The sequence below is a fragment of the Nonomuraea bangladeshensis genome, from assembly GCF_039529455.1.
GTDB lineage: Bacteria > Actinomycetota > Actinomycetes > Streptosporangiales > Streptosporangiaceae > Nonomuraea > Nonomuraea bangladeshensis.
In genome coordinates, this window is the sequence record NZ_BAAAMV010000002.1 from 724,888 (window position 1) to 750,830 (window position 25,943).

Sequence of the window (25,943 nt, forward strand, 5' to 3'; positions counted from 1 at the left end):
GGGGGCGGCAATACAATGGAATGGTGCGTGCCAGCCGGTTGCTCTCGCTGCTCCTGCTCCTGCAGACGCGGGGCCGGATGACCGCGCCCGAGCTGGCCGCCGAGCTGGAGGTCTCGGTCCGCACCGTCTACCGCGACGTCGAGGCGCTGTCGGCGGCCGGCGTGCCGGTCTACGCCGACCGCGGCCCCGCCGGCGGCTACCAGCTCCTCGACGGCTACCGCACCCGGCTCAACGGGCTCACCGCCGAAGAGGCGTCCTCGCTGTTCCTGGCCGGGCTGCCGGGACCGGCCGCCGAGCTCGGGCTGGCCGACGTCGCCGCCACCGCCGAGCTGAAGCTCCTCGCCGCGCTGCCGCCCGAGCCCCGCTCGCACGCCTCGCGCATGCGCGAGCGGTTCCTGCTGGACGTGCCGAGCTGGTACCGCTCCGGCGACGACGTGCCGCACCTCGGCGAGGTCGCCGAGGCGGTGTGGGACCAGCGGCCCATCCACATCACCTACCGGCGGTGGGGTCAGAAAGAGGTCGACCGGGTGGTCCACCCCTACGGGCTGGTGCTCAAGGGCGGCTCCTGGTATCTCGTGGCCGCGCCGCCCGGCGGCCCGCCGCGCACCTACCGGGTGGCGCGGGTGCTGACCCTGGAGACGCTGCCCGGCCGTTTCCAGCGGCCCGAGGGCTTCGAGCTGGCCGCGTTCTGGGCCGGGTACGCCAAGGAGTTCCGCGAGCGGATGTACACCGCCGAGTGCGTCGTCAAGCTCGCGCCGGGGCGGGGGGAGCTGCTGGCGTACACGCTGGGCCGCGACGTCGTCGAGACCGCGCTGGCCGCCGCCGGCGAGCCCGACCCGGAGGGCTGGCTCACGCTCACCCTGCCCGTCGAGTCGATCACGCACGCGCGCTGGCTGCTGCTGCGCATGGGCGCCGACGTCGAGGTGCTGGAGCCGCCCGAGCTGCGCGCCCTCATGCGCGAGGCCGTCGCCGAGCTGCACAAGCTCTACGGCTGACCGGACCGCGGCCGGAAAAGGGGCGGCGCGGGACCGTCCGGCTCTGTCACGATGCCCGCCATGCACCTACTCGCGTTCGCCGGCGCGTGCGTCCTGATCGCCATGGTCCCCGGGGTCAGCACCGCCATCATCCTGCGCCAGACCATCCGCTCCGGCCGCGGCGGCGGCCTCGCGGCCACCCTCGGCAACGAGACCGGCATCCTGCTGTGGGGCCTGGCCGCCGCGTTCGGGCTGTCGGCGCTGCTCGTCGCCTCCCAGCTCGCCTACGACGTCATGCGCGTCGCCGGCGCGGCCGTCCTGGTCGTGATGGGCGTGCAGGCGCTCCGCCAGGCGCGCAAGGGCGCCCCGGCCCCCGAGGTCGCCACCGCACCCGGGCGGCGGGCCGCCTACCTCGCCGGGCTCGGCACCTGCCTGGCCAACCCCAAGGCGGCGGTGTTCGCGCTGTCGTTCCTGCCGCAGTTCGTCCCGCAGGGGCAGGAAGGGCCCGCCACCCTCGTCACCCTCGCCGTCGTGTGGGTGCTCATCGACCTGCTCTGGTACAGCCTGCTCATCTGGGCCGTCGCCAGGGCCGCCGACTGGCTCGGCCGGCCCGCGGTGCGCCGCCGCCTGGAGCAGATCTCCGGCGTCGTGCTCATCGGGCTCGGCGTCCGGCTGGTCGCCGAGTCCCGGTGACGACCGGCCTGGACTACCTTTAGGGGCATGAGCGACGACCTGGCGACCCTGATGCGGCAGACGCAGGACGACGACCCCCTGCTGGCCCTGCGGGCCACCACCGCGCTGCGCCGCGAGCTCGAACGCCTGGAGGCCGGCCAGGTCCGCCGGGCCCGCGTCGCCGGGCTCGCCTGGTCGCAGATCGCCGACGCGATCGGGGTCAGCAAGCAGGCCGTGCACAAGAAGTACGGCCGCCGCTGACCGCTCTCATCGGCTCGCGCTCTGGGCCGCGACCAGGCGGGCGTAGCCGCCGCGCAGCGCCAGCAGCTCCTCGTGCGTGCCGCGCTCCACGACCCGCCCCCGGTCCACCACCAGGATGAGATCCGCGTCGCGGACCGTGCTCAGGCGGTGGGCGATGACGATCCTCGTCTGCGCGAGGCCGCCCAGATTCGCCTCGATGGCGGCCTCGGTGGCGCTGTCGAGGTTGCTGGTGGCCTCGTCCAGCAGCAGCACCTTGGGGCGCGGCAGCACCGCGCGGGCCAGGGCGAGACGCTGGCGCTGGCCGCCCGACAGCCCGCCGCCGTCGGTGAGCATCGTCTCGTACCCCATGGGCATGGCCATCACCTCCTCGTGCAGCTCGGCCAGACGGGCCGCGGCCACCACCCGCTGGAGGGGCGCGGCCGGGTCGTTCAGCGCGATGTTCTCCCTGATCGAGCCGTTGAACAGGGACGGGTCCTGGGTGACCACGCCGAACTGGCGGCGCAGCGTCCGCAGGTTCAGCTCACCGGCCGGGACGCCGTCGTAGCGGATCTCGCCCTCCACCGGCAGGTGCAGCGCCAGCAGCAGCCGGGCGAGCGTGGTCTTGCCCGAGCCGGACGCCCCCACCAGCGCCACCTTCTGGCCGGGCCGGATGGCGACCGAGACGTCCCGCACCGTCCACGGGCTGCGCGGGTCGTGACGGAAGCTCACCCCGCGCAACTCGATCGCGCCGCGCAGCCGCAGCACCTCGATGCCCTCGCTCGGCTCCGGCTCCGAGGCCAGGATGTCCGACAGCCGGTCGAAGTGCGCGCCCGCCTGCTGCAGGCTCTGCAGCCCCGTCATGAGGGAGCCGAGCGGGGTCAGCGCGGCCAGGGCGATCGCGTTGAGCGCGATGAGCGCGCCCACCGTGAGCTGCCCGTCGAGCACCCGCCAGGCGCCCAGCCACAGCAGCCCGAGCGGCGCCATCACCCGGATCGCCGCCAGCGACGACTCCAGCAGGCCCCGGGTCAGCCCGGTGCGCACGTCCGCGTCGACCTGCCTTGCGAAGTACGCCGACCACTGCTCCACCGCCCGGCGTTCGGCCCCCGACGCCTTCAGCGTCTCGATCCCGTTGATCGTCTGGATGAGGCTGCCCTGCGAGGCCGACAGCGCGTTCAGCTCCTGCCGGGTCAGCGTGGCGACCCGGCCCGCGGTGACCAGCATGAGGACCGTCTGCACCACGGCCACCCCGGTCAGCGCCAGGCCGAAGACCGGGTCCCACAGGTAGACCACCACCAGGTAGCCGACCGCGAGCGGCCCGTCCAGCAGCGCCGCCACCACCTGACTGGTGAGGATGTCGCCGAGCTGCGCCACGCTGGCCGCCCGGGTCACCAGGTCGCCCTTGCCGCGCTGGGTGAAGTACCGGTACGGCAGCGCCACCAGATGCTTGACCACCCCCTCGGTCAGCTCCTGGTCGGCCCGCGCCCGCACGGCCACGAGCAGCGCGCTGCGCAGGTAGCCGATCGCGAGCTGGGCCGCGCCCGCCAGCAGCACCGCGCCGCCCAGCAGCGTCAGCACCTCCACGCCCCGCGACGGGACGATCAGGTCAAGCAGGAGCTGGGAGAACAGCGGCAGCGCCAGCCCGAGCACCTGCAGCAGCAGCGAGGCGGCCACGATCTGCGCCAGCAGGCCCTTGCGCCGCCGGAACAGCGTCCGGACGAACTCCCTGCGCCAGGCGCTCGCCATCGACGTCGTGCCGCGCTCGAACCCCTCGCCGGGCTCGAACACCAGCAGCACGCCGGTGAACCCCGCGCCGAACTCCTCGGCGGTCATCCTGCGGCGGCCCGTCGCCGGGTCCACGACGTCCACGCGGTCCGGCGCCCAGCGCTCCACCACCACGAAGTGGCTGAACTCCCAGTGCGCGACCGCCGGGAGGGGCACGCGGGCCAGGTCCTCGGGGGCCAGGGAGAAGGCGCGGGCCTTGAGCCCGTGCTCGCGGGCGCCGTCCACGACGGCCTTGGCGCTCAGGCCGTCCCTGCCGACCTGGAGGCGTTCGGCGACCTCGTGGAGGGTGACGCGGCGGCCGTGGTGGCACAGCACCATCGCCAGGCACGCGGCGCCGCACTCGGTGGTGGTGTTCTGCAGGATGACGGGCAGGCGGCGGATCACGCGGCGGCTCCCGCGGCGCGCAGGGTCAGCACGGTGAGGACGACGGCGGCCGCGAGGATCGCCATCACGATCAGCCACAGCACCAGGAACGACGGGCCGCCCACCGTGGGCCCCGTCTCGGCGGGGCCCCGGCCGGCGGCCCTCCTCCGCAACGCCTCCTCCCGGTAGATGCCCCGCCCGCCCGTCCCGGGCCGCGCGCCTTGAGGAGCGGGGGCCGGAGCAGGGGGAGAGGGCGGCGAGGCCGGGAGTGGCGGGGGAGCGGAGGCCGGAGCAGGGGCCGAGGGCGGCCGGGCTGAAGGCGGCGAGGCCGAGGGCGGCCGGGCCGGGGGAGGCGGGGCCGGGGGCGGCGGGGCGGCGTGGCGGGGGTGGTGGAGGGGACGGGTGGCGTCGTACGGGTCGCTCATGACCAGTGCCATTCGACCTTGGCGGCCGCGCGCCGCTCCGCCAGCCACCGCCCGAACGCCGCCCGCCCGGCCGCCGCCAGCGTCTCCGGGTCGTCGCCCGCGGCGGTCCTGGACAGCACGGCCCCGGTCAGGAACCCCCTGGAAGCCAGGGGCACCGGTCCCACCACGTCGCCGGGGGCCGCGCCGCGCAGCGCCTCGGGAAGCTCGTGCTCCCAGCGGGCGCCCACCGTCACCACCGCCTCCTCGTGCGAGGCCGCCGCGCCGGCCAGTTCGCCGGCGTCGGCCGCGACGACCTGCGCCGGCCCGGTCACCCAGACGGCCCGCACCCGCGCGAAGTCCGCCCGGTGCGCGGCCAGGTGCCGCGGGGCCAGCTCGGCCTCCTTGTCCGCGCGGAAGCGCCGCCGCCGGGCGATCACGGCGAGGTAGGACTCGAACTGCTCGCCCGACATGCCCGCCGCCGCCATCCAGGCCAGCGTGGCCGCCCGGTCGTGCAGCCCGCGCCCCCGGCGGAACGCGTCCGCCGTCGCCTGCAGGTCCGCCGCGCTCACGGGCACGTCGTCGCCGCCGGCCTCGTCCAGGGCCGCCGCCAGCAGGCACTGGTCCACGATCTCCTGGTACGGCGAGGCGTCGCCCCTCGACAGCGTCCGCAGCATGGTCAGCGCCTGCGACACCGACACGTGCACCCCGTCCACGCTGACGAGCTGCCCGGCCGCCCAGTGCGTCGAGTGGTCGACCAGCCACGGCACCCCGTCCTCGGCGGGCGCGGTCACCGCCACGGTCCCGCCGCCGGGGTGGTCGAGGAGCAGGTCGTAGTCCACCACCGGCGTCCCCGGCCGCTCGTCCACGACGAGCTGCGCCGCGACCGCCGGATGCCGCGCCGCCCAGTCGCGGGCCGCCGCCCGCGCGGCGGGCACGGCGGAGCGGCGGCGCGGCAGCGAGCGCAGCAGCTCCACCCCCGACTCCAGGGCCTGCGCGAACGCGCTTCCCGTCACGGTTTCCCTCCATCCATCAGCCCATCCATCAACCAGGCCGCGATCGTGTCGCTGACCGGCAGCCCGGCCCACAGTTCGACGAACCCCCACGCGCCGTTGGAGTTCAGCTCCAGGAACACGTACTCGCCGCCGGGCGTGACGATGAGGTCCAGGGCGGCGTAGGTGAGGCCGACGTCGGCGACCAGCCGGGCACAGCGCCGCGCCACGTCCTCGGGCAGCTCGTGCGGCCCGTACCGGACGCGGTCGTTGTCGTAGTGCCGCCAGTCGTCCCGGGCCGTGGCGGAGGCGGAGACGTCGATCTCGGCCGCGAGCGCCCGCTCACCGACCACGATGACGCGCAGCTCGACGGCCTTGTCCACGTACGGCTGCAGGATGACGGGCTCGTGCCGCAGCCGGTGCCGCGAGGTCAGGTGCCGCCGCCCGACCACGGTCGTGTACGCCCGGTGCGGCTCGCCGTCGATCCTGAACCGCTCGGCCGCGATCTGCTTGGCCACCAGGCGTCCGCCCGCGGCCTCGTACGCGGGCGCGAGCCGCGCCGGGTCGTTGGTGTAGATCGTGTCGGGCACGGTGAAGCCGAGCGCGGCGGCGCGCGCCAGGTGGAAGACCTTGTTGTGCGCGCGCAGCTCGTCGGCGCGGGTGCCGGGCAGCCAGCGGGCGCCGAGCAGGCTCCACACGCCGTCGAGCATGACCTCGGCCTGCAGCCGGGCGTGCTCCCGGTGGCTGTCCTCGCTCACCTCCGCGGCCGCGCGCGGCCCGCTCGGCCGGCTGCGCCACACCGCGGTGACCTCCGACAGGTCCACGGTGTGCTCGCCGGTGTCGAGGAGCAGCCGCCGCCGGTCGCCGGCGAGCTCCGCGGTGATCCGGCTCGCGCCGGGGAAGTCGCCGTTGTCCCACCAGAGCACGGGTACGCCGGGCCCGTCGTCGCCGAGCAGCCGGGCGCCGCGCCGCAGCAGCGCGCCCAGCACCTTCTCGGCGGCGCCGTCCCCGCGCGCGCTCATGATCATTATCACTGCCGGTCCCGTCCAGAACGTCCTCACGAAAGAGCGCGGTGGGACGTCGCCGTCCCACCGCGCGGTTCAGCTATCGGCTCTCGCCGGATCTCAGATCAGCCACCACTCGTAGGGCACGTCGTCGAGGGTCCAGGCGCTGGCGGTCCACTCCTTGCGCCGGCCGCCGGCCACCTCGCCCAGCTCGGCCTGCGAGAGCTCGGCCCCCTCGAACGGCAGATCGTCGATCGTGATCTTCGACATGACTCACTCTCCTGGCCGCGTCACCGCGGCCCTCCGGGTTCCCGGCGCCCACGATGAGCGCCGGTCGTCCCGAACGTTAGGGATGAGCACTTGAGACTGACTTGTGATCCACTACGGGCCCTTCTCAGTGGCCGCCGTGGACCTGGCGGTAGCGGGAGGGCGCGATGCCGTACCTGGTGGTGAACGCCTGGCGGAGGGTCTCGGCGGAGCCGAAGCCGCAGCGGGCCGCGACGGCCGGCATCGGCAGGGACGTGCCGGCCAGCAGGTGGGCGGCGGCCTCCAGGCGGGCGTGCCTGACGTACTGCGCGGGCGTGCGGCCGAGATGGGTGAGGAACAGCCGGGTCAGGTGCCGGACGCTGATCCCCGCGCGGGCGGCCAGCGCGGCGGCGGACAGGTCGTCGTCCAGGCAGGCGAGGACGTGCTCGACCACGCCGCGCACCACGTCGTTGCCGGGCGGCGGCGCGGCCGTGAAGATGCTCATCTGCGCCTGGTTGCCGGGGCGCTGCAGGTAGATCACCAGGTGGCGGGCGATCAGCCGGGCCATCTCGGCGCCGTGGTCCTCCTCGATCAGCGCGATCGACAGGTCCAGCGCGCTGGTAACGCCGGCCGAGGTGATGAGGTTGCCGTCCCGGATGTAGATGGGGTCGGCGTCCACGGTCACCTCGGGGTGGCGGGCGGCCAGCTCGCCGGCGTAGCGCCAGTGGGTGGTGACGCGCCGCCCGTGCAGCAGGCCGGCGGCGGCCAGGATGCCCGCGCCGGTGCAGATGGAGGCGATGCGGCGGCTCTCGCGCGCCAGCCGGCGTACGTGGGCGACGATCAGCGGGTTGCCCGCGGCCTTCTCGTGCCCGAGACCGCCCGAGACGAGCACGGTGTCGAACGGGCCGGTGGCGCGCTCCAGCGGGTGGCCGCCCTGCAGGCTCAGCCCGGTGGGCAGGCTGATGGGGTGGCCGCCCGGCGTCAGCAGCTGGGTGCGGTAGGGGACGCGGGCGCGGCCGTACTCGCTGACCATGCCGAGGCTCGTGGTGACGCAGGCGATGTCGATCAGCTCGGCGCCGTCGTAGCCGACGACGGCGACCCGGCGCACGTCCATGAGACGAATCTAGTTCGCTTTCCCGGCGGAAGCGGCGTAACGGCTCATGACCGGGTCCACGGCGGCCCGGACCGGCCGGCACACCGTCTGCCCGTGCTCCCGGAACAGCACGTCCCGCGCGACGAACCGGCCGAGGTCGGTGCGTACGTGCCAGAAACGGCCGTCCACCAGCAGGCCCCTGACCCGGGTGGGGATGCCGCAGGCCCGGGAGACGGCCTCCAGCACCGCCAGGCGCTGGCTGCACGACCCTCGGGCGCGGAGCAGGGTGCGGGACGCCGGCTGCTCGTCGTCCAGGGCGTACACGGGCCGCACCCGTGCGGCGATGAGCCGGTGCGCGGCGATCAGCAGGTCACGTCCCGCCGCCCCGGCCGCGCGGGCCTCGGCGGCGAGCGCGAGCACCCGCGGATGGCCGTGGTCGAGGATCGGCGTGGCGGCCAGGTACGGCGACAAGTCGCTCATGGAACGGGAGCATAGGGACGCTCCCGCCCCTGGAGAAGGGCGGCGTCTCAGGAACGGCGCTCGTCGTCCGAGCGCGCCAGGGCGGGCACCTTCGCCGGGTCGCCGGCTCCGGCGTCGGCCCGGCGGCCGAGGCGGCTCGGCCACCAGGCCCGGCCGCCGAGCTCCCGCACCAGCGCCGGGACCAGCAGCGACCGCACCACCAGGGTGTCGAGCAGCACGCCGAACGCCACGATGAACGCGATCTGCACCAGGAACGACAGCGGGATCACCACCAGCGCGGCGAAGGTGGCGGCCAGCACCACGCCCGCCGAGGTGATCACCCCGCCGGTGGTGACCAGGCCGCGCAGCACGCCCTCCCGCGGCCCGTGCCGCCCGGTCTCCTCGCGTACGCGGGACATGAGGAAGATGTTGTAGTCGACGCCCAGCGCGACCAGGAAGACGAACCCGTACAGCGGGACGGAGGCGTCGCTGCCGGTGAAGCCGAACAGGTGCGTGAAGACCAGCGCCGAGACGCCGAGCGTGGCCAGGAAGTTCAGCGCCACCGTGGCCACCAGGAGCAGCGGCATCACCAGCGAGCGCAGCAGGAGGACCAGGATGAGCAGGATGATCACCAGCACCACCGGGACGATGATGAGCGTGTCCTCCCGCGCCGTGTCCGTCGTGTCCAGGCGCTGCGCGGTGTAGCCGCCGACGATGGTGCCCTGCTCGCGGTCGAGGGCGGCGCGCAGGCGGGCGACCGTGTCGAGGGCGGCGTCGCTGTCCGGCGCGTCGCGCAGCGTGGCCTCGACGAGCACCTTGCCGTCCACGACCGTGGGGGCGCCGCCCGGCCGGCCGCCCGCGCTGACCGCCGCCGCCTCCGAGACGCCTCTGACGGCCTCGGCCGCGGCCACCACGTCCTCCACCCGCTCGGCCGGGGCGACGATGACGGCCGGCTGGCCCGAGCCGCCGGGGAAGTGCTCACCGAGCGTCGCCTGGGCGGCCACCGAGGGGGTCTCGCCGATGAAGGTCTCGTCGAGGGGCACGCCCCGCGCCTCCAGCTGCGGCGCGAGCAGGGCGAGCGCGGCCAGCGGCAGGACGGTGGCGACCCAGAGCCGGCGCGGGCGGCGGTCCACCCAGCCGGCGACGCGGCTCCAGATCCCGCTCGCCCCGGCCTCCGCCGAGCGCGGCCTGGCCGGCCACAGGGCGGCCCGGCCCAGCAGGACGAGGGCGGCGGGCAGGAACGTCAGGGCGCTCAGCGCGGCGCAGGCGATGCCGATCGCCCCGACCGGGCCGAGTGCCTTGTTGTTGGTCAGGTTGCTGAGCAGCAGCGCCAGCAGGCCCAGGGCCACGGTGGCGGCGCTGGCGAGGATCGGCTCGACCGAGCGGCGCAGCGCCACCCGGCCGGCGGCGTAGCGGTCGCGGCCGGCGGCCAGCTCCTCGCGGAAGCGGGCGGTCAGCAGCAGCGCGTAGTCGGTGGCCGCGCCGATCACGAGGATGGACAGGATGCCCTGGACCTGGCCGTCGACGCGGACGATGTCGCGGTCGGCCAGGACGTACACGACGGCGCAGGCCAGGCCGAGCGCGAAGACCGCGCCGACGATGATGACCAGCGGCAGCAGCACGCTCCGGTACACCGCGAGCAGGATGACCAGCACGGTCACCAGCGCCACCAGGAGCAGCAGCCCGTCGATGCCGGCGAAGGCGCCGGCCAGGTCGGCGCGGGAGGCGGCGGGGCCGGCGAGCTGCGCCCGCAGCCCGTCCACGGCCACCGCGTCGCCGATCCGGTCGAGGGCGTCACGGAGTTCGGAGCCGGAGAGCTCGGGGTTGAGCGGGACGACGCCCTGCAGGGCGCGCTCGTCGTCGGAGGGGAAGGCGGGGGAGGGCGTGCCGGCGACGTCCCGCGCGCCCTTCAGCGCGGCGATCGCCCGGGTGGCGGCGGCCTGCTGCGCCTCGGTGAGGGCGGCCTCGCCCCCGTCGGCCGTCCACACCACGATGACCGGCTGCGCCTCGCCCTGCCGGAACTTCTCCTGCTCCTCCAGCACCCGCGTCGACTCCGCGCTCTGGGGGAGGAAGGCGGCCTGGTCGTTCGTGGACACCTCGCCGAGCTTGCCGGCGAACGGCCCGAGGCCGCCGCCCACCGCCAGCCATACCAGCACCAGCAGCGCCGGGACGAGCCAGCGGACATGCCGCCGCGCCATCGTGATCACCTCTCCGTCACGACCGATAACTCAATCACTGAGTCTCTCAATTATTGAGTTAATGTAGCATGGGCGCATGAACGGCGACACCGCAGGGGGCGGGGATCTCGGGCTCCAGGCGTTCGCGGCGCGGCTGCGCCGCATGACGGCCGAGTTCAACCGCATCGCCCACGAGTTCGCCAACGAGCACGGGCTGCACACGACCGACGTCCAGGCGCTCATCATGATCTACGACGCGCCGACGCCGATCACCCCGAGCCGGCTGCGCGACGAGCTCAACCTCACCTCCGGCGCCGTCACGGCCTGCCTCGACCGGCTGGAGCGGGCCGGGCACATCCGCCGGGTGCGCGACGCGCAGGACCGCCGCGTGGTCCACCTGCACTACCTCGCCACCGCGCAGGAGTTCGCCGCCGCGTTCTTCCGGCCGCTGGGCCGCAGCACCGGCAACGCGCTGGCCCGCTTCGGTCCCGACGAGCTCCGCACCGTGGCCGCCTTCCTCGACGCCATGAACGAGGAGCTCGCCGTGCTGCGCTCGGCGCCCCGCTCCCGCTGACCCTGTCCTGCTGCTCTCTTCTTCGGGCGCGGGGGCGGGAACGGTTGCGTTCCGGGGCGCCGGATTACCGGGGGACCAGCGGGCGGGCCGTCGGGCGGATGCGGCGGGCGCGGTGGGCGGCCAGCTCCCTGACGATGTTCGTACGCGGCAGCCCGCGCGGCGGGGCGTCCTTCCCCGCGGCCATGAGGTCGGCGTACAGGCGGCGGCCCTTGACCCGCACCATCTCGGCGTAGCCGGGGTCCACGAGGTCGAGCAGGGCCGCGCCGAGCATCCACCGCGAGCGCCAGCGCGCGACGGCGAGGCCGCGTTCGGCGCTCGTGCCGGCCGTCTGCAGGTCGGCGCGCAGGTCGCCGACGGCGGCGATGAGGTCCTGGATCGCCCGGCGGGCGTGCTCCTGGCGCACCGCGTGCACTCTGGTCCGCCAGCCGATCGCGAACGTCGCCGCCGTGCACACGGCCAGCGCCACGACGGCCGCCACCGGGATGCCCGCCGCCGAGATCCCGGCGGCGCCCCAGGGGGCGGCCGTGTCCGTCCAGGTGATGTCTGCACGCATGTTCGGAACCTACGGCCTGCGGCCTCAACAGTGGATCAAGCGCACGTGCGAAAACGATCAACTTAGCGGCGCGGCCGGTCCCGTACAGCACGGTGTCCCGCGGGGGAGCTCCGCCCGCGGGACACCCGATCCTGGCGTTCCGGTCAGGTACGGCGCCAGCGGGCCTCGCCCAGGCAGTACACGCCGAACAGCAGCAGGCCCAGCGCCACCACCACGAGCAGCCACGGGCCGACCGGGGTGTCGGCGAACGCCCTGAGCGTGGCGTCGATGCCGCCCGCCTTGTCGGCGTCGTGGGTGACGGCCGCCTGGATGACGAACACGCCGGCGCCGGCCGCGATCAGCCCGCGGGCCAGGTAACCGGCCAGGCCGAGCCGGTCCATCATGGCGCTCGCCTTCGCCGGCATCGGCTTGAGGTTCTCGCGGAACTTCTTCTTGAAGCCGTAGTGCATCCAGTAGACGCCCAGCGCGATGATGCCGAGCCCGACCGCGCCGACCAGGAGCGGGCCGCCGGGAAGGTCGAGCAGCTTGCCCGTGATGTCCCTGGACTTCTCGTCGTCGGAGTTCGTCTCGCCGGTCAGGAGCATGGTCAGGAGCGCGACGCAGATGAACGCGTACACCGCGACCCGGCTGATCGCCTCGACCCGGTCCTTCACTTTGCGGGCCTTGATGGCCTCACCGACCTGCCAGACGATCAGGGCGGCGAACCCCACCACCATGATCCACAGAATGACCGAGCCGAACGGCAGCGACGCCACCTCGCTGATCGCGCCGTTCTTGTCGGCCTCGCGGCCACCGTTGCCGCCGAAGGCGATCTGGATCGCCAGCACGCCGATCAGCGCGTACAGCACCGCACGGCAAACCAGGCCGACGCGCGCAAGCCTGTCCACGGCCGGGCTGTCGGTCGCCCGTCGCGCCAGGGTCTCCGTCTCGCTCATACAATCCTCCGGTCATGCGTTGGAAGACCAACGAAGTTCCCCGTAACGGGGCGCCTAGGCGTTTTCCAGGTCAGGACGCCCGGCGGGGGCGTGGAAGGGCATGATCGTGAACGGCGCACGGGGACGGCCCCGCGGACGTAGGATCTGCGTCCGGAGAGCCGTCCCGACGTCGGGACCGCGTCCGCAGAGCCGTTCCGTCGTCGGGAGGGGAGCCCGCATGACCGTGACCCCCGCGCAGCTGCGCGCCCTCGCGAGCCGCGCCGACGCGCTCGCCGCCGAGGTGCGCGAGCTCTGCCTGAGCGCTCCCGCAGGGACGCCCGAGCGCGACCACCTCGGGGCGGCCTGGCAGGCCGTCGAGCGGCTGTCGGCCGGCGCCGACGACCTGGGGCGCGCGGCCGGCGACCTCGCCGCGCTCCAGGCCCGGCCGTGCGGCATGCCGTGGGGCGTCTGCCCGGAGCACGGCAACACGCTCTCCACCCGCGCGGGCATCTCCACCTGCCGGGTCTGCCGCCGCGAGTGGCCCCACGACCGCTTCGGCCACCCGTGCGAGGAGCCGGTGACCTGGAAGGTCATCGACGGCGCCGGCGCGGAGACGCGGATGTGCGACGGCCACGTCCTCGGCGCACGCGCCGTCTCAGCGGGCGCCACATTCGTCCGCCTGGAACAGGCGGACGCCCACCCCTGACCCGGGTTCGCCCAGAGCGAGGGACGCTCACCACTGACGCGCGTTCGCCTGGCGCGGCGGATGCCCGCCTCCGGTCCGGCTGTCACCCGCCGATGGCGTGGGCGAGCTCCTTCGGATGGGTGAGCTGCGGGTGGTGGCCCGCGCCTCGGATGACGGTGACGGTGGCTCGGGGGAGGGCGTCCAGGAGTTGCCGTCCCTCCGGGGTGAGCGGGTCGCGATCGCCGATGACGACGTGCAGCCGCCCCTCGTACTCGCGTAGCCGCTCCCGCAGGTCGGCGCGCCATCGGCGGTTGCCGGCCGCCGCCAGGGCGTGGGCGACGCGGGACGCGACGCCGGGCCGGCGTAGGTCGGCGGCGCTGGTCCGGAGGGCGTCCGCGTGCGCGGGGTCCCCCGTGAGGCGCCGGGCCAGTGTCCCGGGGCCGGCCTGTCTCAGGTACAGGCGGGTGGCGGGCGCCCACGACGCCGTACGCCGCTGGAGGAAGAACGGCGCGACCAGCGTGAGCCGGCCAGGTGAGACCCCTGCCTCCAGCGCCGCCGCCGCGCCGATCGAGTGGGCTACCACGTGGTCCACGCCCCCGGACACCAGCGCCGCCACCCACGACCCCCAGTCGCCGGGCCCGCCGCCGCTCAGCCCGAGCCCCGGCAGGTCGGCGACCCGTACGTCCCCCAGCGCGGCCGCCACTCCCGCCCACGTGTCGGCGTTGACCGGCAGGCCGGGCAGCACCACGGCCGGCGCGCCCGCCGGGCCGAGCTCGAACGTCCGCGCCCCGCCCACCGTCGTGAACCGCCGCCGCCCGTCCTCCGGCGCCTCCCCGAACCGGTGCGCCGCCAGCTCGTCGGCCCACCGGCGGATCGCGCCGGCGGTGTCCGGCCGGTCGAGCCCGTGCCGGGCGGCGAACTCGTCCGCCGGCGCCGTGGGATAGCGCTCCTCCGACAGGAACGTCAGCGTCTCGGGGTCGGTCCTGGTGAGGCGCGAAGGCAGCCGCCTGATCAGCGCCACCGGCACCCGCAGCCGGGGCGCGGGCACCTCGTAGTGGCGGGCGACGAGCGTGAGCAGGTCGGGAAGGGCGGGCGTGCGCTCGTCCAGCACCCAGTACGCCCGCCGCGCCGCCCCCGGGTCCTCCGGCAGCAGGGCCATGAACCGCGCGAGGTGACCGGCCTCGACCACGGGCACGAACGTCCGCCCGCTCCCGGGCAGCGCGGCCAGCCGGCCCCGCCAGATGTCGGCGACGCTCGCCGCGAGCCCGAGATACTGGCCGGCCTCGCCGATCACGCTGGACGGATTGACGATCGACCAGGGCACGCCCAGCTCGTCCGCCTCTGATTGCAGGACGGCGTCCGCCTCGGCCTTCGACGCCTCGTACGCGCCGAGCGCCGCGTACGCCGCCCGCCGCCGCTCCTCGCTCCACGCCCCCGGGTCCTGCCCGCCCACCCGGTAGCCGGACACGTGGACCAGCCGCCGCAGCCGGGGCAGCCGCGCCGCGAAGGCGACGATCGCCCGCACGCTGTCCACGTTGGCCTGGCGGGCCTGCTCGGCCGTCATCCCGAACCGGTAGGCCCCGGCGCAGTTGTAGATCTCCGTGACGTCGTCCCAGCTCCCGTCCGCCAGCAGCGACGGGGCCGCGAAGTCCGCGCGTACGCGGGCCGGCGCCGGGTCGTGCCCGCGCCCGGCCAGCCACCGGGCCAGCCGCTCGTACGACTCCCGACTCCGGGTGGCCACGCTCACCCGCGCGCCGGCCCGGCCCAGCTCCAGGACCAGGGAGCGCCCGACGTACCCCGCCGCCCCGAACACCAGGGCATGCCGCTCGCCCATGCTCAGGCCGCCAGCAGCACGGTGAGGGCGTGCGCGGCGCAGCGCATCGGCTCCACCGACCGCTGGGCCCGGGAGACGATCATCGCGCCCTCGACCGTGCTCACCACGGCGGTGGCCAGCGTCCTCGCCTCGGCGGGGGAGCGGCCGTGTGCCGCGAGGTGGGCGGCGACCGGCTCGATCCAGGAGTCGAAGGCCCGCGCGCACGCCTCACGCAGCCGTTCGCTCTGCCCGCCCATCTCCAGGGCGACCACCGACACCGGGCAGCCGAGTTGGAAGTCGCTGTCGGCGAGCATCCCGGCCAGCACCTCGACCACCTGTCCGACGACCTCGCCGGGCGGCCCGCCGGGCGCGTCGGCCAGCAGGGCACGGAACCGCTCGGCGGCCAGCTCGATCGCCTTCTCGCCCAGCGCCTCCTTGCCCTCGGGGAAGTGGAAGTACAGCGACCCCTTGGGGGCGCGGGCGTGCTCGGTCACGGTGGCGAGGCCGGTGCCGCTGTAGCCGCGTGCCTGGATGAGCTCCAGCATCGACTCCACCAGCCGGGCGCTCGTCCGGCCGCCCTTGGTCTGCTCGGTCATGGCGACATAATAGACCGGTCTATATATTTTTGCGAAACGGAAACAGGGCAGAATGCGGACGTGCGCGACGACGGCCTGCTCATCCACCGCTTCCACGTCGGCGACCTCGCCTGCACGGTGATCAGCGACGGCCAGCCGGGACCGCCCCTGGAGCCCGAGCTGTCGTCGTTCTTCACCCCCGGCAGCGGCGTGCCCGAGCCCGAACTGGCCGCCGCCGTCGCCGCGGAGGGCCTCGGCAGGCGTACGCTCACCTGCGGCTACAACTGCCTCTGCGTCGAGACCCCGGACGGCCTCGCGGTGATCGACACCGGCCTCGGCAAGGACTTCTTCGGCTACGGCCCCTACTTCCGGCCCCTCGTCGGCAGGCTCCCCGACGGGCTGCGCGCAGCACGGCTGCCGGAACCGGCCGCCGTCGTCCTCACCCACCTGCACGAGGACCACGTCCGCGGGGCCGTCTGGCCCGGCGAGCCCGCCTACCCCGGCACCGTCGGGCACGTGCACGCCGCCGAGCTCGCCTTCTGGTCCTCGGCCGCCGAGAGCGCGCTCCCCGAGCAGCGGGGGCCGGCGCGCGAGGCCATCCGCGTCCTCGGCGAGCGGCTGCGGACGTTCACGTACGACGCCGAGATCCTGCCCGGCCTCCACACCGTCGAGGCCGCCGGGCACACGCCCGGGCACACCGCCTACCTGGTGCGTTCGCGCGGCGAGCGGCTGCTCTGCCTCGGCGACACCTTCTACGACCCGCTCCAGCTGAGCCACCCGTCCTGGCGCACCCCCTGGGACTGGAACGCCGCCCGATCCGTACGCAGCCGCCGCCGCCTCCTCGCCCTGGCCGCCGCCGAGAACCTGCTCGTGCACGCCTACCACCTGCCCTTCCCCGGCCTCGGCCGGATCGAGCGGCACGGCGACGCGTTCCGCTGGCGCCCCACCGTCGTCGCGGCCTGATCCGGAGGCTCACGGGTAGGCGGAGCCCATGAGCGAACGACAAGCGCCCGTCATCGTCGTCGGCGCCGGCCTCGCGGGCCTGGCCTGCGCCGTCCACCTGCACGAGGCCGGCGTCCCGGTACGGGTCCTGGAAGCGTCCGACGGCGTCGGCGGCCGGGTGCGGACCGACGTCGTGGACGGGTTCCGGCTCGACCGCGGCTTCCAGGTGCTGCTCACCGGCTACCCCGAGGCGCGCCGCGTCCTCGACCTCTCGGCCCTGGACATACGGGCGTTCGCCTCGGGACTGCTCGTCTGCGGCGCGGGCGTCCGCTCCCGGGTGATGCTGCCGTGGCGCCATCCCCGGCACGCGTTCAGCGGGCTGCTGTCCGGGATCGGCACCCCGCGCGACAAGGCCGTGCTGGCCGCGATCACCGCCCGCGACATGGCCTTCCCCGCCTCCCGGCTGCGCCGCGGCCACGACCGGACCACCCTGGAGGAGCTGTACGCCTGGGGCATGTCCGACGCGATGATCGACGGCCTGCTGCGCCCGTTCCTCGCCGGCGTGCTGCTCGAACGCGGCCTGGAGACCTCCAGCCGGGTCTTCCACCTGCTCTGGCGCTCCTTCGCGCGCGGCAGGACCGGCGTGCCCGCGTTCGGGATGGGCGAGATCCCGCGCCAGCTCGCCGACCGGCTGCCGCCGGGGACCGTCACCCTCGGCGCCCGCGTCACCCGCGTCGCCTCCGACGGGGTCGTGATCGAGAGCGGCGGCACGTACGACGGCGCGGCGGTGGTGGTGGCCGCCGACCCCGGCGCGGCGAGCCGGCTGCTGCCGGGGATCGAGACCCCGCGGATGCGCCCGGTCACCACCTTCTACCACGTCGCGCCGCGCTCGCCGCTGAAAGAGCCCGTCCAGGTCATCGACGCCACCGGCGCGATCACCGACACGATCGTGCTCACCGACGCCGCGCCCACGTACGCGGCCGACGGGCGGGCGCTGATCTCCACGTCCGTCCTCGGCGTCACCGGCGACGAACGGCCGGTGCGCGAACGGCTGACCGAGATCTACGGCGACACCTCGTCCTGGGAGCACCTGGCCACGTACCAGGTGCCGGAGGCGCTGCCCGCGATGCCGCCGCCGCACCCGCTGCGCAGCCCCGTCCGGCTGCCCAACGGCGTGTACGTCTGCGGCGACCACCGCGACACCGGCTCCCAGCAGGGCGCCCTCGTCTCGGGGCGGCGCGCGGCCCAGGCCGTGCTGTCCGCACTCCACGCACCGGCGCCCCGCCGCGCACCGGCCGCGCGTCAGCACTGAGCACAGCCGTTGCCGTCAGCGGAGGACGGCGACCTCCTCGCCCGGCTCGCTCGCCGCCGACAGGGCGGCGACGCGGGTGCGCGTCACCGCGTACGGGCCCGGCGTCGTCCGCCCGTCCAGCGTGATCCGCGCGACCCCGCGGCTCCCTGCCGCGACGTAGTAGTGCCGGCCGGAGGGCGCCCGCCACCACGCGCCGGCCACCACGTCGCGCCGGAGCCGGCTGCAGTCCCAGGTGCCGCTCCGGCCCCCGGTGCGCAGAGCGGACGTACGCCCGCGAGCGGTGCTGAACAGCACGCCCCGCACCATGCTCCCGCCCCTGGCGTCGGCCAGCCGCAGGCAGATCCAGCGCCCGCGCGCCCCCTCGGGCAGCGCGCCGCGCCAGAACTCCCACGCCGCCGCCACCTCGGCGCCGCCGGCCGGCCACTCGGCCGCGCAGCCGAGCCCCTTCCAGACGCCGAACCCGTCCAGCGGGCCGCCCTCCGGCGGCCGGTAGCGGGCCTCGGCGGGGGAGATCCCGCCGAGATCGAGCATCGTGTACGGCAGTCCGGGCGCGATCTCCGGCGCCCGCAGCCGCAGCACCGGCCCCCGCAGGCACCGCCCGCCCGCCGCCGGCACGGGCACAGTCACCGGCGCGGTCACCCCGCCCTCGATCCCGACCGGACGCCACGCCGGGGACCGGCCGGCCAGCGGCGCGGCCGACAGCTCGCGCACCCACGGCGGCACCAGGTAACGGCTGCCCGCCGCCGTGACGCGCAGCGTGAGCGGGGGAGCGCCGCCGGGCCTGGCGCGCGGCGCGGGGAACACCTCCAGCCTGCCCGGCCCGCCCGCCTCGGTGTAGCGGGCGACCTGCTCGCCGTCGCGCGCCAGCACCACGGCCGCGCCGTCCACGCGCCCGGCGTACAGGAGCTGCCCGGTGCGCCGCCCCCAGGCGCGCAGGGCGCGGCCGACGAGCGCGGCGTCGCGGGTGAGCGCGCCGCGCGGCTCCCACGTGGACAGGTCCAGCTCGGTGCCGCGCCGCCAGGCGCCCGGCGCGGCCGACACGGCCGCGGGGACGGGCGGCTCGCCGGCCGCGCCGACGGCGACGACCTCGGGCGTGCCGAACACCACCGCCACCGTGACCGCCGCCGCCAGCGCCGCCGTGACCGCGCCGGCGACCAGCCGGGCCCGCGGCCGGCCGCCGGGCAGCCGGCCGTAGCAGCGGGCGAGCGTCGGGTCGGACGAGGGACGGAACATCGCCGCCGCGCCGTCGCCGAACCGCCCCTCCAGCGCCGCGACCTCCGCCAGCGCGCCGCCGGGATCGGCCACCCGCGCCCCGGCCAGGATCGTCGCCACCTCGCCGGCGGGCCGCCCCTCCAGCCGCAGCAGCGCGTACGCCGCCCGCGCCCCCGGCCGCAGCGCCATCAGCTCCTCGGTGAAGGCCGCGTCGGCGCCCCGGGTGGTCGCGGGCACCACCTCCAGCCGCGCGAGCCGCCCGGACCAGGGCAGGATCCGGGCCCGCAGCGCCCGCCGCAGCACCGTCCGGCGCAGCCGCGCCTGGTCGCGCCCGCGATGGCGGGCCAGTGCGGCGGCGGCGAGCCGGTGCGCGAGCACCAGCCTGCGCTCCTCACCGGCGGACGGCGGCAGGACCAGGTAGGCGAGCCACACCAGGTCGCGGTACGGCCGCGCGAGGCTCCTGCTGTCTCTGACGGACCGTCGCACAGGCTGCTCCTCACCTTCGGTGACGGGGGGATTGCGCACCGCGACAGCAGGGTAACGGCCGTTCTTTCCGCGCATGGGCAGGTTGCCGAAATTCGTCCACCGGTCCGGCGCGGCCGTCTGGACAGGGAGCGGCGACCCCGCCAAGCTGGGAACCTCTTCCCCCGAGCCGAGGTGAGCGGTGCCCGAAACCCTGCTGCGCAACACGTTCCACGTTCCCGCCCCGCCCGACGCGGTACGGGCGCACCTGAGCGAACCGGCCAGCTACATCGGCCTGTCGCCGCTGGTGGTCGAGGTGCGCGACGTGCGGCGCGAGGCCGGTCTGATCCACTACGTCAGCGTCGAGCGCTTCCGCTTCCTCGGCTTCCTGCGCTACGACAACCTCATCAAGGTCACGCTGCGGCCCACCGAGGACGCCGTCGAGGGCGAGGTGGACAGCCCCGGCGGGATCCGGATGACGTACCGGTTCGGCCTGACCGCCCGCGACGGCGGCACCGAGGTGACCGACGAGCTGCGGCTGCGGGCCGCCTTCGGCCCCCTGCTCGGTTACGCCGCCCGTACGGCCCGCGGGGTGCAGCTCGCCCGCGCCGGCATCCTCGCCGAGCGCGCGCCCGCCCTCTGAAACCCCGGCGCACAGCCGCCGGGGGCTGCGGTGCGCCGACGGCCGCCCGACCGAGCCGCGACGGCGATCAACTCGTGATGTGCGCCTGCCACGATCCGGCGTCATGACCCCCCGTCACCTGACCGTGGCCGCCTTCCTGGCGGGTGTGCTCGCGGGCTGCGCCGCCGCGCCCGCGCCCCCGCCCTCGGCCGTCCCCGCGCCCGCGGGGGCGGCGCAGCCGGGCGTGGAGCAGCTGCACGCCTCCGAACTGCGGCCCGGCGACTGCCTCGCGCCGATGCCCGAGAGCTTCGTCGTGACGCTCGTGTCCTGCTCGGAGCCGCACGCGGCGGAGTACGCCACCACGTACGTGGTGCCCGACCAGCCGTGGCCGGGCGAGGAGGCGGTGGACCTCCTCGCCCGCGAGGGATGCGCGCCCAGGATGCGGTACGTGCCCGAGCGCAGGGCGGCGCTCACCGTGGCCGCACTGGTGCCGGAGGAGGCGGACTGGCCCCGCTACCGGACCGCGTACTGCCTGGCGGTCCGGGCCGACGGCGGCGAACTCGTCGGCCGGGTCATCCTGTGACGGGGACCGGCCGGGAGACGGGCGCCGCCAGGTCGTGGCCGGAGCGGGCCAGCCAGACCACCTGCAGCGCCCCGGCGAGCGCCCCGACGCCGCCGATGAGGGTCCAGCCCGACTCGACCGGCGTGCCCGACATCGCGAGGACGGCCGGCACCAGCAGCCCGAGCCACGGCGTCACCAGGGCGGCGACGCCGTACGCGACCGTGCCGGGACGCCAGCGGCCGTCGTCGTCACGCTGCGCCCGCAGCACCAGCACCGTCCAGACCAGGGTCGCCACCGCGATCACCAGGTAGAGCAGGCCGATGTCGGGCAGGCCGGTCAGGTCCAGCAGCGCGACGACCGTCGTGCCCCCGAACCCCAGCGCGCCCGCGCTCCTGATCAGCTCCGCCCCCTTGAGCCGGGGCCGCAGCACCGGGCGGACCAGCACCGGGTGGATCAGCACGACGACCGCCCACATCGACAGCGCGCTGATCACCTCCGCCCACCCCGGCCACGGCGTCGGGATCGGGTGGAGCAGCAGCGTGGTGGCCGCGGCGGCGTACAGGGAGAACCGCGCCCGCCGGACCCTCGGCTCCTCCTCGTCGCGGGGCGCCGTCTCCAGGGGACCGCGCAGGACCTGCCACAGCGCCCAGGCCCAGGGGACGGCGGTCAGGGCGGCGATCGGCACGTCCGAGCCCGTCTCGCCGGCGTCGGGATCCCGCATGATCGTCAGCCGCCACAGCGGCGCCAGGTCGCCGGTGGCCGTCGCGACGACGGCGGCCACCGCCACCGCGGCGACGTAGACGCCCGTCACGATCAGGGCGGGCAGGGCGGAGCGGCGAGACGGCACGGGACACTTCCGAGGGGGGTGAGCGGAGGTCGGGCGCTCACCCTATCGGCGGTCCGGCGCGAAGTCGATCAAGCGCTGAGCCGGGCCAGCTCCTCCTCCGTGAGCTCCAGCTCCACCGCCGCGACCGAGTCGAGAATGGTCTCCGGGCGGCTCGCCCCCGGGATCGGGATGACGACCGGACTGCGGGCCAGCTCCCAGGCGAGGCAGACCTGCTGCGGCGAGACGCCGCGCTCGCCGGCGATCGCGTGGAAGGCGGGGTGGCCGCTCAGCTCCCCGGTGCGTCCGATCCCGCCCAGCGGCGACCAGGGCAGGAAGGCGATGCCGAGCTCGGCGCACACGTCGATCTCGGGCTCGCTGGAGCGGAAGCGCGGCGAGAACTCGTTCTGCACGCTCACCAGCAGGTCGCCGAGGATGGCGTGGGCGAGCCTGATCTGCGCGGGGTCGGCGTTCGAGATCCCGGCGAACTGGATCTTGCCGGCGTCGTGCAGGTCCTTCAGGGCGCCGATCGTCTCCTCGTACGGCACCTTCGGGTCGGGCCGGTGGTGCTGGTAGAGGCCGATGGCGTCCACGCCGAGGGCCTTCAGCGAGCGGTCGCAGGCCCGCTTGAGATAGGAGGGGCTGCCGTCCACGTCCCACCCGCCAGGCGTCCGGGTGTGGCCGCCCTTGGTCGCGACGAGCACGGCGGCGGCGTCGCCCGGCCACAGGGACAGGGCGCGGGCGACCAGCCGCTCGTTGTGGCCCACGTCGGTGTGGGAGGGCGTATAGGCGTCCGCCGTGTCGATGAGCGTGACACCGGCGTCCAGGGCCGCGTGGATGGTACGGATCGACTGGTCCTCGTCCGGCATGTGACCGGCCACCGACATCGGCATGGCGCCGAGCCCGATGGCTCCGACCTGCCGGTTTCCGAGGGTACGGGTCCTCATGGCGTTGTGCATGGGACCACCCTGTCCGCTGGAGCGCGCTCCAGGTCAAGCCCGGCGCTCACGCGGCGGTCTATCGGGCGGTCTATTGGGCGGCCCGTTGGGTGGCCCGCAGTTCGTCGAGGAGCTTGGCGGGCTCCTCGACGGTGACCGTCAGCGCGGGGTGGCGCAGCACGCCGAGCGGTTCGCTGCCCGACACCGACCGGCGGAAGCGGATGCACACCCCCAGCCGGGTGTTGCTGCCGAAGGTGAGGCCGCCGTCCGCGAGCGACAGGTGCGGCCCGATCGCCTTGATCGCCGAGTACGGCCCCGACAGCTCCGCGCCGGCCACGTTCGCGCGCGGCGACAGCACCACCCACGGCCCGAACCGGACCCGCAGCACGTCCGCGCTCAGCGTCAGCTCGCAGGTGTCCGGTCTGATGCCCAGCAGGCGCAGCAGCGGCCGGTAGCGGTCCTCGAAGGCGAAGGCGAAGCGCCGTGTCTCTCCGTCGTGATTCACGTTCCTGCGGCTACCCGGAGGTGGCCGTCCCACGCCTCACTTGGACAGGTAGAGGGTCTTCCAGGTGCCGGCGTACAGGCAGTTCAGCGACGGCTTGGCGGCCTTGGCCTCGGTGCAGACCTTGAGCTCGACCTGGTAGACGTCGTGGTGCTTGACGGAGAAGTGCTTCGGCGTGCGGTAGGAGCAGTCGCGCACCCAGTGGTTCCTGTTCGGCAGGTTGCTGCCGGAGCGGTAGGTGACGCGGAAGACGGCCCAGCCGCAGGAGGCGGACTTCGTGGAGTCCTGGATCGTGCCCGAGATCGTGACGACGTCGGCGGTGGGCAGGTCGGCGTGGTCCTCGCCGGTGGCGGTCAGCTTGCCGGCGGCCTTGGCCGCCTTGCCGGGCGCGTAGTACGGGCCCCAGGCGATGGGAGCCGACTGGGCGGCGGTGGGCTGTGTGGCGGCGGCCTGGGCGGCGGCCGGGGTCATCAGGAGGGCGGCGGAGGTGGCGGTGACGGCGAGGGCGGCGAGGGCGCGGGTGGCGGTCATGGGGAGCGTCCTTCCTGGGGAGGCGGTGACCACAGCATGCGCGGGACCGATTTCAAGCCGCTTGCCGATCCGTAGCAATCGCCTGCGAACGCCTTGATTCCGGCTAACAGTGCATGTGGTGCCATGTCCGGCTAAAGAGGGGTGGAGCGTTCCGATGGGCTGGTCTACCGTGGCGGGTGGCTCCCGTCGGCGCGTGGTGGAGGTCCGCGATGGCCCGCGTCCCGCTCACGGAACAGGACCGCCGCCGTCGTCAGGTCGTCGTGCTGGGCGTGGCGGTCGCCGTCCTGGTGGTGCTGACGGCCGGTCTGCTCGTACGGGCCACGACCGCCACGGGCGAGCGTGAGCGGGCCGAAGCCGCACGGGACGCCGCGCTCAGCCGGGCGCTCATGGCCGAGAGCGCGAGCCTGGCCGTGACCGACCCTCGGACCGCCCGGCTGCTCGCCGTCGCCGCCGCCAGGATCGTGCCGCCGTCGCCGTGGACGCGCGCCGCCGTCCGCGCCGCCGCGGCCCGGCCCGAGCTGGCGGTGCTGCGCGGCTTCCCGTCCGACGTGGACGCCGTGACGTTCAGCCCGGACGGCGCGTACGTCGCCGCCTCCGGCCGCGACGACCTGCTGCGCGTCTGGGACGCCAGGAGCCTCGCCCCCGTGACCTGGCCGATCCCCGGCGACGACGGCGCGAGCGGAACGGCGCTCGCCTACCGCCCCGACGGCCGCGAGCTGGCCGTGGCCGACACCTGGGGGCGGGTGCACTTCTTCGACACCGCCACCCGCGCCCGCCGCATCGGCGGCGAGACCAGGAAGTCGTCGCGTTCCTGGGCCGCGTACCGTCCGGACGGCACGCTCCTCGCCACCACCCGGACGCGCTTCGAGGAGTCCAGGCTCTGGGACCCGGCCGCCGCCGCGCCCGTCGCCGCCCTGCGCACGCTGGAGGGCACACCGGGGCCGGTCGCGTTCAGCCCGGACGGGACGCTGCTGGCCGTCGCCTACTTCGGCGGCCCCGTCCGCCTCTTCGACGCCGCGTCCGGCCTGCTGACCGGCGACCCGCTGCCGGCCACGGATGACGCAGTGGATGAGGCCGCCGCGCTCGCGTTCAGCCCCGACGGCCGGCTGCTCGCCGCGAGCACCGGCGGCGAGCAGGCCCAGCTCTGGGACGTCGCCACCCGCCGCCCCGCCGCCCGGCCCCTGACCGGGCACGCGGGGCCCGTCACCGCGGTCGCGTTCAGCCCGGACGGCGCGATCCTGGCCACCGCCTCCGGGGACCGCACGGTCCGCCTCTGGGACGCCGCCACCGGCGCGCCGCTCGGCGACCCGCTGACCGGCCACACCGGCGCGGTGACGGCCGTCGCGTTCAGCCCGGACGGCGCCACGCTGGCCAGCGCGAGCGCGGACGCCACCGTACGGCTGTGGCGCCTCCCGCGCGCCCGCGCCCGCCTCCTCACCCTGCCCGGCCCCGTCCCCGCCGACCGGCCCGTGTCCGGGCCCGGCGCCCGCGCGGTGCTGAGCGCCGACGGGACGCGGCTGGTGGTCCAGCCGTACGACGCCACCCGCCCGGGCCCCGGCCGGCTCTGGTCCTGGAACACCGGGTCCGTACGGTCCTGGGACGCGCCGGGCGGGCCCCTGCCCGGCGGGCTGTTGGCGATCCGTAAGGACACCCCCGTCGACGCCCTCGCCCTGAGCCGCGACGGCCGGACGCTGGCCGCCTCCGGCCTCGACGACCCCGCTCACGGCAGGGACGTCACGATCCGCGGCGGGCCCGCCGGCGCGCCGCCCGTCAGGGGACGGCCGCTCGCCTTCAGCCCCGACGGCCGGCTCCTCGCCACCGCGGTCTCCGGCAGCGAGGCACGCGTCTGGACCCTGGACGGAAGCGCGCCGGGGCGGACGCTGGCGGGGGAGGGCGAGCCGGTCGCGGCGGCGTTCAGCGCCGACGGCGCGCTGCTCGCGGTGGGCACGCCGGCCGGCCCCGTCCTGGTGTGGGACGTGGCCACTGGCCGCCGCAGAGCCGAGCTCACCGGCCACACGGGCGTCGTCACCGCCCTGGCCTTCGCGCCCTCCACCCCGCCCACGCTGGTCTCCGGGGGCGCGGACCGCACGGCGCGGCTCTGGGACGTGGGAACCGGGCGCGGCCTGCTTCTCGCCGGTCACGCGGGACCGGTGGACGCCGTGGCCTTCACACCGGACGGGACCGTCCTCGCCACCGGCGGCGCTGACCGTACGGTCCGGCTCTGGGACGCGCCCACCGGCCGCCCGCTGGGCCCGCCGCTCGCCGGGCACCGGGGCGCGGTGGCCGCGCTGGCCTTCACCCCGGACGGGCGCGCCCTGCTGGCCGCCGCCGCCGACCGCGCCGACGTGACCGGCGACTCCTACGCCCTGTGGCGGTGGGACACCGCCGCCCTCGCCGCCGACCCCGTCTCCACGGCCTGCGCGCAGGCGGCCCGCGCCCTCACCCCCGCCGAATGGTCGGCCCGCGTCCCCGGCCGCCCCTACCGGCGGGACCTCTGCCCCTGACCCGGGGCGGTTCGCG

The 25,943-nt window shown here is 75.5% G+C and carries 27 protein-coding genes; 10 read left to right on the forward strand and 17 right to left on the reverse strand.

Features of this window, described 5'->3' with window-relative positions; genetic code table 11:
- Positions 1–20 precede the first annotated feature (20 nt).
- Genes ABD292_RS07500 through ABD292_RS07510 form a run of 3 tightly spaced genes read left to right on the forward strand, consistent with a single transcriptional unit; the run spans position 21 to position 1,907 of the window.
- Complete coding sequence (locus ABD292_RS07500; protein ID WP_344206273.1) at positions 21–995, forward strand: helix-turn-helix transcriptional regulator; 975 nt, start codon at positions 21–23, stop codon at positions 993–995.
- A 60-nt stretch (positions 996–1,055) separates the two neighbouring features.
- Positions 1,056–1,667, forward strand: coding sequence for a LysE family translocator (locus ABD292_RS07505; protein ID WP_344206274.1), 612 nt, complete (start codon positions 1,056–1,058; stop codon positions 1,665–1,667).
- 27 nt (positions 1,668–1,694) lie between these two features.
- Positions 1,695–1,907, forward strand: a complete 213-nt coding sequence (locus ABD292_RS07510) for a hypothetical protein (protein WP_329578318.1) — start codon at positions 1,695–1,697, stop codon at positions 1,905–1,907.
- A 6-nt stretch (positions 1,908–1,913) separates the two neighbouring features.
- Here ABD292_RS07510 and ABD292_RS07515 read toward each other — a convergent pair whose 3' ends face one another.
- From ABD292_RS07515 to ABD292_RS07550, 8 genes are all read right to left on the reverse strand, one after another.
- Complete coding sequence (locus ABD292_RS07515; protein WP_344206275.1) at positions 1,914–4,052, reverse strand: peptidase domain-containing ABC transporter; 2,139 nt, start codon at positions 4,050–4,052, stop codon at positions 1,914–1,916.
- On the reverse strand, positions 4,049–4,468 hold the full coding sequence (locus ABD292_RS07520) for a hypothetical protein (protein WP_344206276.1): 420 nt from the start codon (positions 4,466–4,468) through the stop codon (positions 4,049–4,051). Before ABD292_RS07520 ends, ABD292_RS07515 begins: the two co-directional genes overlap by 4 nt.
- Positions 4,453–5,448 carry a TIGR04500 family putative peptide maturation system protein gene (locus tag ABD292_RS07525; RefSeq protein ID WP_344206278.1) on the reverse strand — a complete coding sequence of 332 codons (996 nt, stop codon included), beginning with the start codon at positions 5,446–5,448 and terminating at the stop codon, positions 4,453–4,455. The genes ABD292_RS07520 and ABD292_RS07525 overlap by 16 nt, the downstream gene beginning before the upstream one ends.
- Positions 5,445–6,446: an MvdC/MvdD family ATP grasp protein gene (locus ABD292_RS07530; RefSeq protein WP_344206280.1), complete on the reverse strand. Its 1,002-nt coding sequence runs from the start codon at positions 6,444–6,446 to the stop codon at positions 5,445–5,447. Before ABD292_RS07530 ends, ABD292_RS07525 begins: the two co-directional genes overlap by 4 nt.
- Positions 6,447–6,548: 102 nt before the next feature.
- Entirely contained in the window at positions 6,549–6,698 is a 150-nt protein-coding gene (locus tag ABD292_RS07535) for a putative ATP-grasp target RiPP (RefSeq protein ID WP_344206282.1), read from the reverse strand.
- 124 nt (positions 6,699–6,822) lie between these two features.
- Entirely contained in the window at positions 6,823–7,788 is a 966-nt protein-coding gene (locus ABD292_RS07540) for a GlxA family transcriptional regulator (protein WP_344206284.1), read from the reverse strand.
- Between the two features lie 9 nt (positions 7,789–7,797).
- Positions 7,798–8,247, reverse strand: a complete 450-nt coding sequence (locus ABD292_RS07545; RefSeq protein WP_344206286.1) for a hypothetical protein — start codon at positions 8,245–8,247, stop codon at positions 7,798–7,800.
- Between the two features lie 47 nt (positions 8,248–8,294).
- A complete protein-coding gene (locus tag ABD292_RS07550; protein ID WP_344206287.1) occupies positions 8,295–10,424 on the reverse strand; it encodes an MMPL family transporter in 2,130 nt (709 codons plus the stop codon).
- Between the two features lie 76 nt (positions 10,425–10,500).
- On the opposite strand from ABD292_RS07550, the gene ABD292_RS07555 reads away from it, so the two are divergent.
- Complete coding sequence (locus tag ABD292_RS07555) at positions 10,501–10,977, forward strand: MarR family winged helix-turn-helix transcriptional regulator (RefSeq protein WP_344206289.1); 477 nt, start codon at positions 10,501–10,503, stop codon at positions 10,975–10,977.
- Between the two features lie 64 nt (positions 10,978–11,041).
- Here ABD292_RS07555 and ABD292_RS07560 read toward each other — a convergent pair whose 3' ends face one another.
- Positions 11,042–11,530: a hypothetical protein gene (locus tag ABD292_RS07560; RefSeq protein WP_344206291.1), complete on the reverse strand. Its 489-nt coding sequence runs from the start codon at positions 11,528–11,530 to the stop codon at positions 11,042–11,044.
- Between the two features lie 143 nt (positions 11,531–11,673).
- On the reverse strand, positions 11,674–12,465 hold the full coding sequence (locus tag ABD292_RS07565; RefSeq protein ID WP_344206292.1) for a DUF1206 domain-containing protein: 792 nt from the start codon (positions 12,463–12,465) through the stop codon (positions 11,674–11,676).
- Between the two features lie 217 nt (positions 12,466–12,682).
- Here ABD292_RS07565 and ABD292_RS07570 point away from each other — a divergent pair, with 217 nt between their 5' ends.
- Positions 12,683–13,150, forward strand: a complete 468-nt coding sequence (locus tag ABD292_RS07570; RefSeq protein WP_344206293.1) for a hypothetical protein — start codon at positions 12,683–12,685, stop codon at positions 13,148–13,150.
- An 82-nt stretch (positions 13,151–13,232) separates the two neighbouring features.
- Here the strand turns inward: ABD292_RS07570 and ABD292_RS07575 are convergent, their stop codons facing one another.
- Together ABD292_RS07575 and ABD292_RS07580 are read right to left on the reverse strand one after the other, a co-directional pair.
- Positions 13,233–14,963, reverse strand: coding sequence for an SDR family oxidoreductase (locus ABD292_RS07575; protein WP_344206295.1), 1,731 nt, complete (start codon positions 14,961–14,963; stop codon positions 13,233–13,235).
- Between the two features lie 2 nt (positions 14,964–14,965).
- The gene (locus ABD292_RS07580) at positions 14,966–15,538 is read right to left on the reverse strand and encodes a TetR/AcrR family transcriptional regulator (RefSeq protein WP_344206297.1); all 573 of its coding nucleotides are present in this window, start codon (positions 15,536–15,538) and stop codon (positions 14,966–14,968) included.
- Positions 15,539–15,598: 60 nt separating this feature from the next.
- On the opposite strand from ABD292_RS07580, the gene ABD292_RS07585 reads away from it, so the two are divergent.
- Together ABD292_RS07585 and ABD292_RS07590 are read left to right on the forward strand one after the other, a co-directional pair.
- Positions 15,599–16,480 carry an MBL fold metallo-hydrolase gene (locus ABD292_RS07585; protein ID WP_344206298.1) on the forward strand — a complete coding sequence of 294 codons (882 nt, stop codon included), beginning with the start codon at positions 15,599–15,601 and terminating at the stop codon, positions 16,478–16,480.
- A gap of 28 nt (positions 16,481–16,508) precedes the next feature.
- Entirely contained in the window at positions 16,509–17,771 is a 1,263-nt protein-coding gene (locus ABD292_RS07590; protein WP_344206300.1) for an NAD(P)/FAD-dependent oxidoreductase, read from the forward strand.
- Positions 17,772–17,786: 15 nt separating this feature from the next.
- On the opposite strand, the gene ABD292_RS07595 is transcribed toward ABD292_RS07590, so the two are convergent.
- On the reverse strand, positions 17,787–19,469 hold the full coding sequence (locus tag ABD292_RS07595) for a hypothetical protein (protein WP_344206301.1): 1,683 nt from the start codon (positions 19,467–19,469) through the stop codon (positions 17,787–17,789).
- A 178-nt stretch (positions 19,470–19,647) separates the two neighbouring features.
- Between ABD292_RS07595 and ABD292_RS07600 the strand changes: the two genes are divergently transcribed.
- The gene (locus ABD292_RS07600; RefSeq protein ID WP_344206303.1) at positions 19,648–20,088 is read left to right on the forward strand and encodes an SRPBCC family protein; all 441 of its coding nucleotides are present in this window, start codon (positions 19,648–19,650) and stop codon (positions 20,086–20,088) included.
- A 103-nt stretch (positions 20,089–20,191) separates the two neighbouring features.
- Positions 20,192–20,650 (forward strand): hypothetical protein, encoded by a 459-nt coding sequence (locus ABD292_RS07605; RefSeq protein ID WP_344206304.1) that lies wholly within the window; start codon positions 20,192–20,194, stop codon positions 20,648–20,650.
- Here the strand turns inward: ABD292_RS07605 and ABD292_RS07610 are convergent.
- From ABD292_RS07610 to ABD292_RS07625, 4 genes are all read right to left on the reverse strand, one after another.
- Positions 20,640–21,476 carry a hypothetical protein gene (locus ABD292_RS07610; protein WP_344206305.1) on the reverse strand — a complete coding sequence of 279 codons (837 nt, stop codon included), beginning with the start codon at positions 21,474–21,476 and terminating at the stop codon, positions 20,640–20,642. The two genes, ABD292_RS07605 and ABD292_RS07610, sit on opposite strands and share 11 nt — an antisense overlap.
- Positions 21,477–21,544: 68 nt before the next feature.
- A complete protein-coding gene (locus ABD292_RS07615; protein ID WP_344206306.1) occupies positions 21,545–22,399 on the reverse strand; it encodes an aldo/keto reductase in 855 nt (284 codons plus the stop codon).
- A gap of 82 nt (positions 22,400–22,481) precedes the next feature.
- Entirely contained in the window at positions 22,482–22,895 is a 414-nt protein-coding gene (locus tag ABD292_RS07620) for a hypothetical protein (protein WP_344206308.1), read from the reverse strand.
- Positions 22,896–22,931: 36 nt separating this feature from the next.
- The gene (locus ABD292_RS07625) at positions 22,932–23,423 is read right to left on the reverse strand and encodes a hypothetical protein (protein WP_344206309.1); all 492 of its coding nucleotides are present in this window, start codon (positions 23,421–23,423) and stop codon (positions 22,932–22,934) included.
- 209 nt (positions 23,424–23,632) lie between these two features.
- On the opposite strand from ABD292_RS07625, the gene ABD292_RS07630 reads away from it, so the two are divergent.
- Positions 23,633–25,927, forward strand: a complete 2,295-nt coding sequence (locus ABD292_RS07630; RefSeq protein WP_344206311.1) for a WD40 repeat domain-containing protein — start codon at positions 23,633–23,635, stop codon at positions 25,925–25,927.
- Positions 25,928–25,943: the final 16 nt, after the last annotated feature.